Genomic DNA, 15564 nt, shown 5'->3' with positions numbered 1-15564 from the left:
ACCGTAACGGAGCGATCAAGCCCCGCCCGCCCCGTCGAGCGGCGACACGAAACCCGACTCGTAGGCTTCGATCACCGCCTGTGTCCGGTCGCGCGCGCCCAGCTTGCCGAGCACGTTGCCGACGTGGGTCTTGACGGTCTGCAGGCCGAGGAACAAGCGCTCCGCGATCTCCACATTGGACAAACCGGACGCCATCAACCGCAGCACCTCGGCCTCACGCTCGGTGAGCCTCGCCCCGCTCAGCGCATCCCTGGCAGTGCCTGGAGCGTTCCTGGCGGCGAGCCTGCGGATCGCGGCGGGGAACAACAGCGAGTCACCGGCCAGCACGGTGCGCACCGCGGCGACGATCTCCTCCGGTCGCGCACGCTTGAGTAGAAAACCGCTCGCGCCCGCGCGCAGTGCGTCGTAGACGTAGTCGTCGTTCTCGAACGTCGTCACCACCACGACCTTCGGCGGAAACTCCGATGTGGACAGCAGGTGCTCGGTAGCCCTGATGCCGTCCACCGTCGGCATGCGCACGTCCATCAGCACGACGTCGGGCCGGTGCCGCGACACCAGCCCCGGCACCTCGGCGCCGTCGGCGGCCTCGGCCACCACCGTCAGGTCCGGTTCGGACTCCAGGATCGCCCTGAGCCCCGTGCGCACGAGCTGCTCGTCGTCCACGAGCAGCACCCCGATGCGGTCGCCGTCCACTCACCCTCCCCCTCGGGTCCCGGTCGGCAGCCACACAGCCACCTCCCAGTCCGCTCCGTCGCGGCCTGCCCGCAGCCTGCCGCCCAGCACCTCCACGCGCTCGGTGATGCCCGGCAGCCCGCTGCCGCCGCCTTCGCGCGCCGTTCCGTCCGCCGAGCCTGCCGGGTTGCGCACGCTCAGCGCCAGCTCGCCGTCCGCCGTGCACACGCGCACCGTGACGGGCACCTTGCCCGCGTGCCGGAGCACGTTGGTGAGGCATTCCTGCACGATGCGGTAGGCCTCGCGGGACACGACGGGCGCGACCGCGGCGTCGAGGCTCACCTCGTCGGCCACGTCGAGGCCCGCTGCCCTGGTCGCCGACAGCAGCGCGGGCAGCTCGGCCAGCCCCGCCTGTGGCGCGCGCCCCGGCGTCTCGTCCCGCAGCAGGCCGAGCACGTGGTCGAGGTCGTCGAGCGCGGCGCGGGCGGAGTCCTCGATCGCGAGCAACGCGCGTTCGGCGGTGTCCGGATCGCGGCGCAGCGTGCGGCGGGCGGCTCCGGCCTGCAGCGACACGACGCTGAGCGCGTGCCCCACCGAGTCGTGCAGCTCGCGCGCGAGCCGGTTGCGTTCGGCGAGCTGCCCCGCGCGGCGCTCCAGGCGCTCGATGCGCTCGGCCGCGGGCAGTCCGAGCCACGCCGTCGCGGCGCGGACCAGCAGCGCGCCGGTGGCGGAGACGAGCGGGAACAGCAACACGAGCGCGAACAGCAGGACCGCGGGCAACCACGCGCTCGCCCAGCCTCGGGGCACCGGGAAGGGGCTTCCCGGCGCGCCGAGGCTGCCCGTGAACGGGGCCGCCACGGCGAGCCCGAGCAGCGCGGGCACCAGCAGGCTCAGCAGGCTGACCAGAGCGCCCAGCAGCACGTGGCAGCAGAACATCGCCGCCGCGAGCAGGCGTGCGCCCCCGCCCGTCGCGGACGGATCCGCCTCGGGCACCGGATCGTCGAGCAGCTCACGGACGGCGGCGGTCTCGAGTGCGCGCACGGGCGGCAGCAGTCCCGTCCCGGCGAGCACCACCAGTGCCGCCACACCGCCGATGGCGAGCGAGACGCCGACGTCGGCGGACACGGGAACGATCGAGGGCACCACCACACCCGCGAAGAGCAGGTACGGCGCCGAGAGCGCCCCGCCGAGGATCAGATACGTCCAGCGGCGGTACGTCGTGCGGCTCGTCACCGGGCCGAGGATCCGCCGAATCACCCGACGATCCTCGCAAAACCTCCCCCGCCGCGCCTCCCTCCTCAGCGGGAGATCCGAGCCGAGGCGACCCCTGACTAAGGTGATCCCGCCGAACAGCCCCGCGCCGACGAACGAGGTCCCCCATGCTCGCCCCGCTGATCGCGAGGTTCTTCGACCGCAACGCGACGCCGGTGCGAGTGGGACTGCTGGCCGCGGTGAGCGCCGGCTATCTCGTGGTGCTCGCGCGGCCCGACGAACTGGCGGGCCCGGTGGGCTGGTCGCTGCTACTCGGCGCCATCGCCGCCGCGTGGTTCTCCCCGCGCTTCCCGCTGGCCAGCGCTCTGGCGCAGACCGGGCTGCTCGCGGTGGGCGAGTTCCTGGCCGCCGACAACATGATCCCGCTCAAGGTGCTGGCGAGCTTCGCGCTGTTCGAGCTGGCCATGCGCCGCAGCGGCTGGGCGCTGCCGCTGGGCGCGACGGCGCTGTCGGCCGTCTCTGTGCTCGTCGGCCTCACCCACGCGACCCGTACGCCCGTGGAGGTCGCGTTCCAGGCCTCGCTCGTGGTTGGCGGGCCGCTCCTGCTGGGCATCTACATCCGGGCCGCGAACGCGCGCGCGAGGGAGGCCGAGGCGCGGGCCGCGGAACAGGAGCGGCTGCGCCGGTCCGAGGCGCGGGTGGTGCGCGTGGCCGAGCGCACGGCGATCGCGCGGGAGCTGCACGACCTCGTCGCCCACCACGTCGCGTCGATCGTGCTGCGGGTGGGCGTGGCACGGCACCTGCTCGACGGCAGCGACGAACCGATGCGGCAGGTGCTCGACGACGTCCACGACACCGGGTCGAGCGCGCTCGCCGACCTGCGCAGGCTCGTGGCGGTGCTGCGCGACCCCGAGGCGCACGACACCGCGGGCGGCGACCTGGTGGACCCGTCGGAGCTGCCCGTCGCCGTCGCCGCCGTCGTGGACCGCGCGCGTCAGGTGGGGTTGCACGTCGACGCCACGGTGGATCCCGCGCTGGCCGGACTCGACACGGTGCGGGGGCTCGCGGTGCTACGGCTGGTGCAGGAGGGACTCACCAACGTGGCCAAGCACGCGGGGTCGGCGGCGCACGTGTGGCTCACCGCCGAACTCGACGGCGGTCACGTGCGGCTGGAGATCGCCGACGACGGCGACGGCGTCCCCTCCGACACGGGCTCGGCCGAACACACGGGCCACGGCCTGACGGGCATGCGCGAGCGCGTCGCCCTGCTGGGCGGCACGCTGCGCGCGGGCCCGGAGGGCACCGGCTGGCGCCTGAAGGTCCACCTCCCGGTCACGGAACCGGACCGGACCCCCAGCCTCCCGTAACCGCGAGCCGTGCCCGCAGTCGCGAGTCCCCCACCACAGCGCGCGAGTCCCCCGCTCCGGCAGCCGAGTTGCCCGTTCGGGAGTACCGAACGGGCAACTCGCGGGCTGGAGCGGGGGACTCGCGGGCTGGAGTGGGGGACTCGCGGACTGGAGTGGGGGACTCGCGGGCTGGGTCAGACCGTGAAGCCGAGGGCGCGCAGCTGCTCGCGGCCGTCCTCGGTGATCTTCTCCGGGCCCCACGGCGGCATCCAGACCCAGTTGATCCGGAAGTCCTTGACCAGGGTGCCGCTGCCGGTGAGCACCGACGCGGTCTGATCCTCGATCACGTCGGTCAGCGGGCAGGCCGCCGACGTCAGCGTCATGTCGATCGTGGCCGTGTTGTCCGGCTCGACGCGGATGTCGTAGACGAGACCGAGGTCGACGACGTTGATGCCGAGCTCGGGGTCGACCACATCGCGCATGGCCTCCTCGACGTCCTCGATCTTGGCCACCTCGGCCGAGGGCGGCGGGGTCTGCTCCGGCAGATCCGCGGCGGTCCTGCCCTCGCGGTGTTCGGGCGTCTCGGTCATGCTTCCACCTCGTTCGACGTCCGGGCCAGTGCGTCCTTGAACGCCATCCAGCCGAGCAGTGCGCACTTGACTCTCGCAGGGTACTTCGCGACTCCGGCGAAGGCGACGCCGTCCTCCAGCACGTCCTCGTCCGGCTCGATGTTGCCGCGTCCCTGCATCAGCTCGACGAAGGCGTCCATCGTGGTGAGCGCCTCGTCGACGGTGTGGCCGGTGACCAGGTCGGTGAGCACCGACGTCGAGGCCTGGCTGATCGAGCAGCCCTGTCCCTCGTAGGAGACGTCGGAGACCTTGCCGTCGGTCACCTTCACCCGCAGCGTCACCTCGTCGCCGCAGGTCGGGTTGACCTGGAACGACTCGGCGTCGAACGGGTCCCGCAGGCCACGGCCGTGCGGGTTCTTGTAGTGGTCCAGGATGATCTCCTGGTACATGCTCTCGAGATTCACCGTCACGCCACCCCGAAGAAGCGCTGCGCCTCGCGGACGCCGTTCACCAACGCGTCCACTTCGGACAGTTCATTGTAGAGGTAGAACGTGGCACGCACCGTCGCCGGGACACCGCACGAACGGTGCAGCGGCCACGCGCAGTGGTGACCGACTCGCACCGCGATGCCCAGGCTGTCCAGCACCTGACCCGCGTCGTGCGGGTGCACGCCGTCGACGACGAACGCCACCGTGGCGCCCCGGTCCACCGTGTCCGGCGGGCCGATGATCCGCACGCCGGGGATCTCGGCGAGGCCCGTGAGCGCCCGCTCGGCGAGCAGGTGCTCGTGGGCCGCGACCCGGTCCATGCCGATCGCGTTCAGGTAGTCGACCGCCGCGCCGAGCCCCACCGCCTGCGAGGTCATCGGCACGCCCGCCTCGAACTTCTGGGGCGGAGGCGCGAACGTGGAACCCTCCATGCGCACCAGCTCGATCATCGAGCCGCCCGTGAGGAACGGGGGCATGGCCTCGAGCAGCTCCCTGCGGCCGTAGAGCACACCGATGCCCGACGGCGCGAGCATCTTGTGCCCGGAGAACACCGCGAAGTCCACGCCCAGCGCCGTGAAGTCCACCGGGAAGTGCGGCACGGACTGGCAGGCGTCCAGCAACACCAGCGCGCCCACCTCGTGCGCCTTGCGCACCAGGGGTTCCACCGGGTTGACCGTACCGAGCACATTGGACTGATGCGCGAAGGCGACGACCTTCGTGCGCTCGGTGATCAGCTCGTCGAGGTTCGACAGGTCCAGCCTGCCGTCCTCGGTCACCCCGAACCAGCGCAACGTCGCCCCGGTGCGCTGGCACAGCTGCTGCCAGGGCACCAGGTTGGCGTGGTGCTCCATCTCGGTGATCACGATCTCGTCGCCGGGACCGACAGCAAAGGACGCGACAGCCCTTCCCGGATCGGTCGCGGCGTTGCCCATCGCGTAGGCGACGAGGTTGATGCCCTCGGTGGCGTTCTTGGTGAACACGAGCTCACCCGGCGTCGCACCGACGAAGTCGGCGATCTTCGCGCGGGCGTCCTCGTAGGCGTCGGTCGCCTCCTCGGCGAGCTGGTGTGCGCCCCGGTGCACCGCGGCGTTGGCGGTCTCCAGGAACCGCCGCTCCGCGTCCAGCACCTGCACCGGTCGCTGAGACGTGGCCCCGGAGTCCAGGTACACCAACGGTTTCCCGTCACGAACGGTGCGGGACAGGATCGGGAAGTCGGCGCGCACGGCGGCGACATCCAAAGGCGTGGTGTTGGCCGTGGTGGTGGTCATCGCGCCAACTCCTCTCTCGGGCCAGTCGGGAACGCTGCTGTCACACCTTGGCGGGCTCGGCCTTGTCGGTGTACTTGACGTAGCCGTTCTCCTCCAGCTCGTCGGCGAGCTCCTTGCCGCCCGACTCGACGATGCGGCCACCCGCGAACACGTGCACGAAGTCCGGGTGGATGTGCTTGAGGATGCGGGTGTAGTGCGTGATCAGCATGACGCCGACCTCGTTGTTCGCCTTGTACTCGTTCACCGCGTCGGACACCACGCGCAGCGCGTCGACGTCGAGGCCGGAGTCGGTCTCGTCGAGCACGGCGATCTTCGGCTTGAGCAGCGCCAGCTGCAGGATCTCGTGGCGCTTCTTCTCACCGCCGGAGAAGCCCTCGTTCACGCTGCGCTCGGCGAACTCCGAGGAGATGTCGAGCTTGCCCATCTCCTCCTTGACCTCCTTGACCCAGTGCCGCAGCTTCGGGGCCTCGCCGCGCACCGCGGTGGCGGCCGAGCGGAGGAAGTTCGACATCGAGACGCCGGGCACCTCGACCGGGTACTGCATCGCGAGGAAGACACCGGCACGGGCCCTCTCGTCGACGCTCATCTCGAGCACGTTCTCGCCGTCCAGCAGCACCTCGCCGGACGTCACCGCGTACTTGGGGTGGCCGGCGATCGCGTAGGACAGCGTGGACTTGCCGGACCCGTTGGGGCCCATGATCGCGTGGGTCTCGCCCGAGCGGATCGTCAGGTTGACGCCCTTGAGGATCTGCTTGTTGCCCTCGTCGGTGACGACCTCGGCGTGCAGATCCTTGATCTCCAGTGAGCTCATGCTTCTCGTTTTCTCTCGTCAGTTCGGGTGTGGGTCAGGCGCCGACGGCCTGCAGCTCGGCCTCGATCGCGGCTTCGAGGCGCTCGCGCACCTCGGGCACGTCGATCTTCATCAGGATCTCGTGGAAGAACCCGCGCACGACCAGCCTGCGCGCCTGCTCCTCGGCGATTCCGCGCGACTGCAGGTAGAACAACTGCTCGTCGTCGAACCTTCCCGTCGCGCTCGCGTGACCCGCGCCCGTGATCTCGCCGGTCTCGATCTCGAGGTTCGGCACGGAGTCGGCCCGCGCGCCCTCGGTGAGCACCAGGTTGCGGTTGAGCTCGAACGTCTCGGTGGCCTCCGCGGCCGCGCGGATCAGCACGTCGCCGATCCAGACCGAGTGCGCGCCGTCGCCCTGCAACGCGCCTTTGTAGAGCACGTTCGACTTGCAGTGCGGCACCGCGTGGTCGACGAAGAGCCGGTGCTCCTGGTGCTGGCCGGCGTCGGCGAAGTGCACGCCGAGCATCTCGACGTCGCCGCCGGGGCCCGCGAAGGTGGCGGTGGGGCTCACGCGAACCAGGTCACCGCCGAGCGTCACGACCACGTGCTTGAGCCGCGCGTCGCGACCGAGCCGCAGGTGCTGCTCGGACACGTGCACCGCGTCGTCGGCCCAGTCCTGCACGCTCAGCACCGTGAGCTGCGCACCGTCGCCGATCACGAACTCCACGTTGTCGGCGTAGGTTCCCGAGCCGACGTGGTCGAGCACGACCGTCGCCTGGGCGAAGGCCTCGGCCCGCACCTGGACGTGACCGTAGGCGGTCTTGCCTTCGCCGGGCCCCGTGAGCCGGATCAGCGACGGCGCCGACGCCACCGTGTCCTTCGGCACCGTCACCAGCGTGGCGGAGTCGAAGGCGGAGTACGCCTGTGCCGCGATGCGGTCGCTGGGGACACCGGCCTCGCCGAGGCGCTCGTCGTCGCGGGCGACGTTCTCCACGCGCACCTCGGGTGCGGCGTCGGCGTCGACCTTGACCTCGCCGGAGGCGGCCGCGGAGCCGTCGTGCAGGCCCCGCAGCCGCTTCATCGGCGTGAACCGCCAGTTCTCCTCACGACCGCCGGGGACCTCGAAGGCCTCGACGTCGTAGGAAGCGAACCGCTCGGCGCGGGAGGCGGCCGGAATGGTCGCCTCCGCAGCCTCTGCTGTGCGCGCCGCGTCGTTCGTCACCGTCATGTCAGCCGACGGCTCCTTCCATCTGCAGTTCGATCAGGCGGTTGAGCTCGAGTGCGTACTCCATCGGGAGCTCGCGGGCGATCGGCTCGACGAAGCCGCGCACCACCATCGCCATGGCCTCGTCCTCGGACAGACCACGCGACATGAGGTAGAACAGCTGGTCCTCGCTCACCTTGGACACCGTGGCCTCGTGGCCCATCGACACCTCGTCGTTGCGGATGTCGACGTAGGGGTAGGTGTCCGAACGCGAGATGGTGTCCACCAGCAGCGCGTCGCAGACCACGCTCGAGCGCGAGTGGTGCGCCCGCTTGGCGACCTTGACCAGGCCGCGGTACGAGGTACGGCCGCCGCCGCGCGCCACCGACTTCGACACGATGGTCGAGGACGTGTGCGGCGCGAGGTGCTCCATCTTGGCGCCCGCGTCCTGGTGCTGGCCCTCGCCCGCGAACGCGACCGAGAGGACCTCGCCCTTGGCGTGCTCGCCCATGAGGAACACCGACGGGTACTTCATCGTCACCTTGGAGCCGATGTTGCCGTCGATCCACTCCATGGTCGCGCCCTCTTCGCACTTGGCGCGCTTGGTGACCAGGTTGTAGACGTTGTTCGACCAGTTCTGGATCGTCGTGTAGCGGCAGCGGCCGCCCTTCTTCACGATGATCTCGACGACCGCGGAGTGCAGCGAGTCGGACTGGTAGATCGGCGCGGTGCAGCCCTCGACGTAGTGCACGTAGGCACCCTCGTCGACGATGATCAGCGTCCGCTCGAACTGGCCCATGTTCTCGGTGTTGATCCGGAAGTAGGCCTGCAGCGGGATGTCCACGTGCACGCCCGGCGGCACGTAGATGAACGAGCCACCCGACCACACGGCGGTGTTCAGCGCGGAGAACTTGTTGTCACCGGCCGGGATGACCGAGCCGAAGTACTCCTTGAACAGCTCCGGGTGCTCCTTGAGCGCGGTGTCCGTGTCGAGGAACTGCACACCCTGCTGCTCGAGGTCCTCGCGGATCTGGTGGTAGACCACCTCGGACTCGTACTGGGCGGCGACACCGGCGATGAGGCGCTGCTTCTCCGCCTCGGGGATGCCGAGCCTGTCGTAGGTGTTCTTGATGTCCTCGGGCAGCTCTTCCCAGCTGGTGGCCTGCTTCTCCGTGGACCGAACGAAGTACTTGATGTTGTCGAAGTCGATCCCCGAGAGGTCGGCCCCCCAGTTGGGCATGGGCTTGCGCTCGAAGAGCTTGAGGGCCTTCAGTCGTGCTTCGCGCATCCACTCCGGCTCGGACTTCTTCTCGGAGATGTCAGTGACGACCTCCTCGTTGAGCCCACGTCGGGCGCTCGCGCCCGCGGTGTCCGGGTCCGACCAGCCGAACGCGTACTTGCCAAGAGAGTCGATGGTCTCTTCCTGGCTGAGTGGCGTGGTGGTGGGATTGCGCTGCTCGGCAGCGGCAGTCATGCGGTGGTCCCTCCATTCGGAGATCGTGCTTCGTCACCCGGCTTGTCGGCGGGCACGTGCGTGGTACACGCGGCGTCGCCGCGTGCGATCGTCGCCAGTCGCTGCACGTGTGTACCGAGCAGCTTGGCGAATGCTTCCGTCTCGGCCTCGCACAGTTGCGGGAACTCGGCTGCGACGTGAGCGACGGGGCAGTGGTGCTGGCAGAGCTGTTCACCCGCGCCGACCTGCCGGGTCGACGCAGCGTAACCCTCCCTGGTCAACGCCGTTGCCAGGGCCTCCGCCCTGGACGCCGGCGCGCCCTCGCCGGTGACCGAGTCCTGGTACGGCTCGACGAGTGCCGCCACGCGGCGCTCGGCGAACGCGCGCACCGCGTCCTCTCCCGCGTGTTCCGCGAGGAAGCGGACGGCGGCGACCGCCAGGTCGTCGTAGGCGTGCCCGAACCTCGCCCTGCCCTGCTCGGTGAGCAGGAAGAGCTTGGCGGGGCGGCCCCGGCCCCTCGGCCCTCGCCGGGAGGCTTCCCGGGTCTCGGCCTCGGAGTCGGCCAGCAGCACGTCGAGATGACGACGCACCGCCGTCGGGCTGATGCCGAGCTGCTCGGCCACCGCCACGGCTGTCATCGGGCCCTGCTCGAGCAGCAGCCGGGCGACCTCGTCGCGGGTCCGGCCCTCGGCCGTCACCTGAGCAGGCACACCGCCGACAGCCGATGGCTGGCCGCCACCGTGCTGGTCGAAGGTCTCCTGCTTTTTCACAACATAAGTGTGTCGTATTTCCTCGCGGACGGCAAAGACCCTCGAAATCCGAGTGACCGGACTCACGTGGACAACCACTCGATACGCTCTCGACCGTGGCTCTGGGTAAAGGCGGAACGCAACAGCAGACGGACGGTGATCTCGCGGTCGCCGGAGCCGTCGAGGCGCCCACCCTCTCCCCCGTGCACCCCGGCGACCCGGAACCGCTGAACGCCGAGGAGTCCCGAGGGCTGCGCGTCGTGCGCTGGCTCGGGATCGTGGGCGCGCTCTTCCTGGCGTTCGGATCGCTCGGCGCGGGTGCGGCACCGATTCTCAACCCGGTGTTCGACATCCCGGTGCTGCGGCTCTTCGCCCGCATCCCCACGGTGTCGCTGGCGATCGCCTTCGCCGGCATGGGCATGATGGTCGCCGGCTGGCTGCTGCTCGGCCGGTTCTCGAGGCCGGGCCGGACGCGGCTCGCCAGCCCTGGCCAGCTCTACCGCACGCTCGCGATGTGGACGATCCCGCTGCTGGTCATCCCGCCGCTGTTCTCCCGCGACGTCTACAGCTACCTCGCGCAGAGCGCGATCGTGCACCGCGGCATGGACCCCTACGCGCTCGGCCCGGCCCAGGCGCTCGGCGTGGCCGACCCGCTCACGGCGGGCGTGTCCAACATGTGGCGCGAGACGCCCGCTCCCTACGGTCCGCTCTTCCTCGACGTCGGCAGCTGGATCTCCGGCCTCGTCGGCACGCAGGTCGCCGTCGGGGTGCTCCTGATGCGCGGACTGGCGCTGGTCGGCCTCGCGCTCATCGTGTGGTCGCTGCCCCGGCTCGCCCGCCGCTTCGGCGTGCAGCCCACCACCGCGCTGTGGCTCGGCGCCGCCAACCCGCTCGTGCTGTTCCACCTCGTCGCGGGCGCCCACAACGAGGCGCTCGGCATCGGACTGATGCTCGCGGGCCTCGAGATCGGCATCCGCAAGCTGCCGATGCGCGTGTCCGGGGACAGTCCACCACCGCTCGCGAAGGGCGAGCTGATGTGGATCGTGCTCGGCGCCGTGGTGATCACCGGGGCCGCCATGGTGAAGATCCACGCGGTCGTCGCGCTCGGCTTCTTCGGGGTGATGATCGCCAGACGCTGGCACGGCAAGCTCATGGACCTGGTGAAGGCGGCCGCGCTGATGACGCTCGTGTGCGTGGCCGTCACCGCCGGGATCTGCTTCGGCACCGGCCTCGGCTTCGGCTGGGTCAGCGCGCTGGGCACCCCCGGCATGGTGTGGAACTGGATCTCGCCGCTGGCCGAGCTCGGCCAGCTCGGCGGCATCCTCGGCATCACACTCGGGCTCGGGAACCACACCGCGGGCGTGATCGCGATCCTGGGCATCCTCGGCTACGCGGTGGCGGGCGCGATCACCGTCAAGTTCCTGTGGGACAGCTTCCGCTGGCGGTACCGGCCGATCATCGGCCTCGGCGTCTCGCTCGGCGCGTTCATGGTGCTGCACGTCGCGATGCAGCCGTGGTGGCTGCTGTGGGCCGTGATCCCGCTCGCCGCCTCGGCGGGGACCTCGCGCTTCCGCGCGGTCGCCACCGCGGTGAGCGCCGTGCTGGCGATGGTCATCCCGCCCACCGGGAGCACTTTCGACGGGCGCTCCTACATCGTGTCCCAGGCCTACATCGCGGGCGGGATCGTGCTCCTGCTGACGCTGGTGATCGTCTGGCGCGCCGCTCCCATGCTGTTCTCGCCCAGGCTCGGACAGACGCGGCACGAGGTGGCCTGAGGTCACGCCGTACCCTTGACAGCTGTGAGTGCAGCCGTCGAGATCACCGGGCTGGTGAAGCGCTTCGGGGCGGTCACGGCGGTTGACGGACTCGATCTGAAGATGCCGAGGGCCAGCCTGCTCGCCCTGCTGGGCCCCAACGGAGCGGGCAAGACCACCACCGTCGAGATCTGCGAAGGCTTTCTGCGGCCCGACGCCGGCACCGTGCGCGTGCTCGGTCTGGACCCCGCGAGGGACGGTTCCGCGCTGCGTCCTCGCATCGGCGTGATGCCGCAGGGCGGCGGCGCCTACCCGGGCGTGCGGGCCGAGGAGATGCTCCGGCTCGTCGCCGCGTGCGCGGCCTCCCCGCTCGACCCCGCGTGGCTGCTCGACACCCTCGGACTCGCCTCAGCCAAGCGCACCCCGTACAAGCGGCTCTCCGGCGGCCAGCAGCAGCGGCTCTCGCTCGCGTGCGCGCTCGTCGGCCGCCCCGAGCTGGTGTTCCTCGACGAACCCACCGCGGGCATGGACCCGCAGGCGCGGCGCTTGGTCTGGGATCTGCTCACCGCGTTGCGCGGCGACGGCGTGAGCGTGCTGCTCACCACCCACCTCATGGAGGAGGCCGAGACGCTGGCCGACGAGGTGGTGATCGTCGACGACGGCAACGTCATCGCACAGGGATCGCCGAGCGCGCTCACCGCCGAGCACGCCGAGGACGCCCAGCTGCGGTTCAAGGCGCGGCCCGGACTCAACACCGACCTGCTCACCGCCGCGCTGCCCGAGGGCTACCTCGTGCGCGAGTCGTCGCCCGGCGGCTACCGCGTGGCCGGGCTGGTCAGCCCGCAGGTGGTGTCGACCGTCACCGCGTGGTGCGCCCAGCAGGGAGTGCTCGCCGAGGAGCTGCACGTCGGCAAGCGCGACCTGGAAGAGGTCTTCCTCGAGCTGACCGGACGGGAGCTGCGGACGTGACGGCGACAGGCGCCCGGTTCGAGCCCGGCACGTTCACCCCGGCCCCCGGCGCGGGCCGCTACGGGCGGATGCTGCTGACGCACGCGCGGGTCGAGACGAGCCTCACCCTGCGCCACGGCGAGCAGATCCTGCTCACCCTGCTCATCCCGCTGGCGCTGCTGGTGGGGCTGAGCCTGCTGGACTTCCTGCCGACCGGCGAGATCGGCTCGCTCGAGCGCGTCGACTGGGTCACGCCGAGGATCCTGGCGCTGGCCGTGATGTCGTCGGCGTTCACCGGCCAGGCCATCGCGCTCGGCTTCGACCGCCGCTACGGCGTGCTCAAGCGCCTCTCGGCGACCGCGCTGCCCCGGTGGCTGCTCGTGGCGGGAAGGCTCGTGGCCGCGCTGGTCGTCGTCGCGTTGCAGGCCGTGGTGATCGGTGTCGTCGCGGCGCTGCTCGGCTGGTCGCCCTCGGGCGCGGGCCTCGGGTTCGCCGTCGTGCTGCTGGTGCTGGGCACGCTGGCCTTCGGCGCACTCGGCGTGCTGCTGGGCGGGGCGCTGCGGGCCGAGGCCGTGCTGGCGCTGGCCAACATCGTGTGGTTCGTGCTGCTGCTCGCGGGCGGGATCCTGATGGCGCCGTCGTCGCTGCCCGGCGCGCTCGGTGACGTGGTGGCGCTGCTGCCCTCGGGTGCGCTCGCGGAAGGACTGCGCGAAGCGCTCGTGGAGGGCACGTTCGCCTGGGGTCCGGTCGCGACGCTGGCGGTGTGGGCCGTCGCGGCTGGCGCTCTCGCGACCCGTACGACGAAGCTCACGTAAGGACCCGCCCAGAAGGGGATCTTCTCCCCAATACTTCTACTGGCCAGCCACTTCCCCGCCGCCACCCAGACGGAGACGCACGCCGCCTGTTACCTGGCCGACTCTGCCCGCCCCACCCGGAAGGCGGCGCCGCGCGCCGCTCTACTATCTAGTGTCGTGCAACTGACTTCGCTCGTCGCCCGGCTGCCGTACCCGTCTCGTGCGGTGCAGCGGGCACTCGCGATCGCCGCCATCATCACGCAGGGCGGCATCGGTGTCACCGGGTCCATCGTGCGGGTCACCGGCTCCGGCCTCGGTTGCCCCACCTGGCCCCAGTGCTTCGAGGGCAGCATGTTCCCCGTCGAGCACCCCGAGTACGAGACGCTCACGCAGTGGATCGAGTTCGGCAACCGCCTGCTCACCGGCGTGGTCGGCATCGTGGCGGCGCTGTGCGTGCTCGCGGCCTGGCGGATCCAGATCGCCCACCCCGAGCGCAAGCGCCTCGTCAAGCTCGCCTGGACGATGCCGGGTGGCGTCGTGGCCCAGGCCGTGATCGGCGGGATGACCGTGCTCGCCGGTCTGCTCTGGTGGACCGTGGCCGTCCACTTCCTCGTCTCGGCCATGCTGGTGTGGCTCGCCACGCTGCTGTTGCACGCGTTCAACGAGGGCGACGAGCCGCCCCGCTGGCGGGTGGCCGAGAGCGGCAAGACCCTGATCGTGACGCTCGTCGTCGCCATGGCCGGGCTGCTCGCCGCGGGCACCACCGTCACCGGCGCTGGCCCGCACGGCGGCGACCCCGACACCCCGCGCCTGCAGGCGCCCATCGAGACGCTCACGTTCGTCCACGGCGCCTTCCTGGTGGTCTATCTGATCGTGCTGGCCGTGCTCGGCCTGCAGTGGCTGCGCACCGGCGCGTCGAAGCGACTGTGGCGCCGCTACACCGCTGTCTGGGTCGTGGCCCTCGCGCAGGGCGCCCTCGGCAGCATCCAGTACGCGCTGGGCGTGCCGGAGAACCTCGTCTCGCTCCACGTTCTGGGATCGGCCGCCGTGATCGTGGCCACCGCGGCGCTCTGGTGCGCCGCCCGCGATCGTGGCCCCGTCACCAGCCTCAAGCCCGTCCCCGCCGACGCAGCGCCCACGGGCGCGGCGGGATCCCGCTGACGTCACCGTCCGGCATCCGTCACACTGCCGTCATCCCAGTGCCGGACGGCTGTTGAAGCACGCCGTTACCCTCTAGCGTGACCGGAGATTTGTCCGAATGATCGACTGCGCACTCCACCACCTACTCCCCTCCCCGATGCGAGGTCGCACCGAACCATGAGCACCGCAAGCGTGTCCGGAAGTAACACAGCGCCGAAGCCGATCATCGGCGAGGAGCGCACGACCGGCCAGATGATCGTCCTCAAGGCGTTCCTGCTGATTCCGTTCCTCGCGCTGGTCACCGCGGTCCCGTTCGCGTGGGGCTGGGGACTGAGCTGGGTCGATCTGGGCCTCGCGGCCGTCTTCTACACGGTCGCGACGCTGGGTGTCACCGTCGGCTACCACCGCTACTTCACGCACGGCGCGTTCAAGACCAACCGCCCGCTGCGCGTCGCGCTCGCCATCGCGGGCAGCATGGCCGTGCAGGGCTCGGTGATCTTCTGGGTCGCCAGCCACCGCAGGCACCACGCGTTCGCCGACCGCGAGGGCGACCCGCACTCGCCGTGGCTGTTCGGCGCCTCGCCCACCGCGCTGGCCAAGGGTTTCTGGCACGCGCACATGGGCTGGATGTTCAAGCGCGAGGTCACCAACTACGAGCGCTTCGCGCCCGATCTGCTCGCCGACAACGACCTGCGCGTCGTCAACCGCTACTTCTGGCTGTGGATCACCCTGAGCCTCGCGCTGCCCGCCATGCTGGGCGGTCTGCTCACGTGGTCGTGGTGGGGCGCGGTCACCGCGTTCTTCTGGGCCGGACTCGTGCGCATCGCGTTCCTGCACCACGTGACGTGGTCGGTGAACTCGATCTGCCACATGTTCGGCGAGCGTCCCTTCATGAGCAGGGACCGGGCCGCCAACTTCTGGCCGCTGGCGATCCTGTCGATGGGCGAGTCGTGGCACAACTCCCACCACGCCGACCCGACCTGCGCGCGTCACGGTGTGCTGCGCGGGCAGCTCGACGTCTCCGCCCGCCTCATCTGGATCTTCGAGAAGTTCGGCTGGGCCACGAACGTCCGCTGGCCCAAGCCCGAGCGGCTGGCCGCCAAGCGCGTGGCCACCTGACCCGCTCGCGACGACGAACGGCCCGGTCCCCACTCGGGGGCCGGGCCGTTCGTCGTCC

At 70.7% G+C, this 15564-nt stretch carries 15 protein-coding genes; 6 read left to right on the top strand and 9 right to left on the bottom strand.

Translation table 11 applies throughout. The features are described 5' to 3' along the window. Positions 1–15: 15 nt before the first annotated feature. Positions 16–693, bottom strand: a complete 678-nt coding sequence (locus JHE00_RS28135) for a response regulator transcription factor (RefSeq protein WP_307832149.1) — start codon at positions 691–693, stop codon at positions 16–18. Continuing rightward, positions 694–1929: a sensor histidine kinase gene (locus JHE00_RS28130; RefSeq protein WP_200323825.1), complete on the bottom strand. Its 1236-nt coding sequence runs from the start codon at positions 1927–1929 to the stop codon at positions 694–696. Between the two features lie 122 nt (positions 1930–2051). Here JHE00_RS28130 and JHE00_RS28125 point away from each other — a divergent pair, with 122 nt between their 5' ends. Continuing rightward, a complete protein-coding gene (locus JHE00_RS28125) occupies positions 2052–3251 on the top strand; it encodes a sensor histidine kinase (protein WP_200323822.1) in 1200 nt (399 codons plus the stop codon). Positions 3252–3424: 173 nt separating this feature from the next. Here JHE00_RS28125 and JHE00_RS28120 read toward each other — a convergent pair whose 3' ends face one another. From JHE00_RS28120 to JHE00_RS28090, 7 genes are read right to left on the bottom strand one after another with little or no spacing between them, the layout of a single operon-like run. Beyond that, positions 3425–3820, bottom strand: coding sequence for a metal-sulfur cluster assembly factor (locus JHE00_RS28120; protein ID WP_200323820.1), 396 nt, complete (start codon positions 3818–3820; stop codon positions 3425–3427). Next, positions 3817–4263 carry a Fe-S cluster assembly sulfur transfer protein SufU gene (sufU, locus tag JHE00_RS28115; RefSeq protein ID WP_200324100.1) on the bottom strand — a complete coding sequence of 149 codons (447 nt, stop codon included), beginning with the start codon at positions 4261–4263 and terminating at the stop codon, positions 3817–3819. Before sufU ends, JHE00_RS28120 begins: the two co-directional genes overlap by 4 nt. Before the next feature lie 2 nt (positions 4264–4265). After that, complete coding sequence (locus JHE00_RS28110; RefSeq protein ID WP_200323818.1) at positions 4266–5555, bottom strand: cysteine desulfurase; 1290 nt, start codon at positions 5553–5555, stop codon at positions 4266–4268. A 40-nt stretch (positions 5556–5595) separates the two neighbouring features. Continuing rightward, positions 5596–6366, bottom strand: a complete 771-nt coding sequence (gene sufC / locus JHE00_RS28105) for a Fe-S cluster assembly ATPase SufC (protein WP_200323816.1) — start codon at positions 6364–6366, stop codon at positions 5596–5598. Positions 6367–6400: 34 nt separating this feature from the next. Continuing rightward, a complete protein-coding gene (gene sufD, locus JHE00_RS28100) occupies positions 6401–7573 on the bottom strand; it encodes a Fe-S cluster assembly protein SufD (protein WP_200323814.1) in 1173 nt (390 codons plus the stop codon). Between the two features lies 1 nt (position 7574). Then, on the bottom strand, positions 7575–9023 hold the full coding sequence (sufB, locus tag JHE00_RS28095; RefSeq protein WP_200323812.1) for a Fe-S cluster assembly protein SufB: 1449 nt from the start codon (positions 9021–9023) through the stop codon (positions 7575–7577). After that, positions 9020–9772: a helix-turn-helix transcriptional regulator gene (locus JHE00_RS28090; protein WP_200323810.1), complete on the bottom strand. Its 753-nt coding sequence runs from the start codon at positions 9770–9772 to the stop codon at positions 9020–9022. Before JHE00_RS28090 ends, sufB begins: the two co-directional genes overlap by 4 nt. A 101-nt stretch (positions 9773–9873) precedes the next feature. Between JHE00_RS28090 and mptB the strand changes: the two genes are divergently transcribed. The 5 genes from mptB (at position 9874) to JHE00_RS28065 (ending at position 15506) form a co-directional block, all read left to right on the top strand. Next, positions 9874–11526: a polyprenol phosphomannose-dependent alpha 1,6 mannosyltransferase MptB gene (gene mptB, locus JHE00_RS28085; RefSeq protein ID WP_372440508.1), complete on the top strand. Its 1653-nt coding sequence runs from the start codon at positions 9874–9876 to the stop codon at positions 11524–11526. A gap of 24 nt (positions 11527–11550) precedes the next feature. Beyond that, a complete protein-coding gene (locus JHE00_RS28080) occupies positions 11551–12474 on the top strand; it encodes an ABC transporter ATP-binding protein (protein WP_200323808.1) in 924 nt (307 codons plus the stop codon). 68 nt (positions 12475–12542) lie between these two features. Then, complete coding sequence (locus JHE00_RS28075) at positions 12543–13268, top strand: ABC transporter permease (RefSeq protein ID WP_200324096.1); 726 nt, start codon at positions 12543–12545, stop codon at positions 13266–13268. Between the two features lie 156 nt (positions 13269–13424). Further along, positions 13425–14408 (top strand): COX15/CtaA family protein, encoded by a 984-nt coding sequence (locus JHE00_RS28070; protein WP_200323806.1) that lies wholly within the window; start codon positions 13425–13427, stop codon positions 14406–14408. A 156-nt stretch (positions 14409–14564) separates the two neighbouring features. After that, on the top strand, positions 14565–15506 hold the full coding sequence (locus JHE00_RS28065; RefSeq protein ID WP_200323804.1) for an acyl-CoA desaturase: 942 nt from the start codon (positions 14565–14567) through the stop codon (positions 15504–15506). The last annotated feature ends 58 nt before the right edge of the window (positions 15507–15564 follow it).

It is taken from the genome of Prauserella cavernicola (assembly GCF_016595675.1).
GTDB lineage: Bacteria > Actinomycetota > Actinomycetes > Mycobacteriales > Pseudonocardiaceae > Prauserella_A > Prauserella_A cavernicola.
Note: the sequence above shows the minus strand (reverse complement) of the source record. Positions and strands in the feature narration are given on the sequence as shown.

Coding starts and splice junctions, on each gene's coding strand:
- JHE00_RS28075 (WP_200324096.1), top strand. CDS start 12,543: ATGCTGCTGACGCACGCGCGGGTCGAGACGAGCCTCACCCTGCGCCAC.
- JHE00_RS28125 (WP_200323822.1), top strand. CDS start 2,052: ATGCTCGCCCCGCTGATCGCGAGGTTCTTCGACCGCAACGCGACGCCG.
- sufD (WP_200323814.1), bottom strand. CDS start 7,573: ATGACGGTGACGAACGACGCGGCGCGCACAGCAGAGGCTGCGGAGGCG.
- JHE00_RS28065 (WP_200323804.1), top strand. CDS start 14,565: ATGAGCACCGCAAGCGTGTCCGGAAGTAACACAGCGCCGAAGCCGATC.
- sufC (WP_200323816.1), bottom strand. CDS start 6,366: ATGAGCTCACTGGAGATCAAGGATCTGCACGCCGAGGTCGTCACCGAC.
- sufB (WP_200323812.1), bottom strand. CDS start 9,023: ATGACTGCCGCTGCCGAGCAGCGCAATCCCACCACCACGCCACTCAGC.
- JHE00_RS28120 (WP_200323820.1), bottom strand. CDS start 3,820: ATGACCGAGACGCCCGAACACCGCGAGGGCAGGACCGCCGCGGATCTG.
- JHE00_RS28110 (WP_200323818.1), bottom strand. CDS start 5,555: ATGACCACCACCACGGCCAACACCACGCCTTTGGATGTCGCCGCCGTG.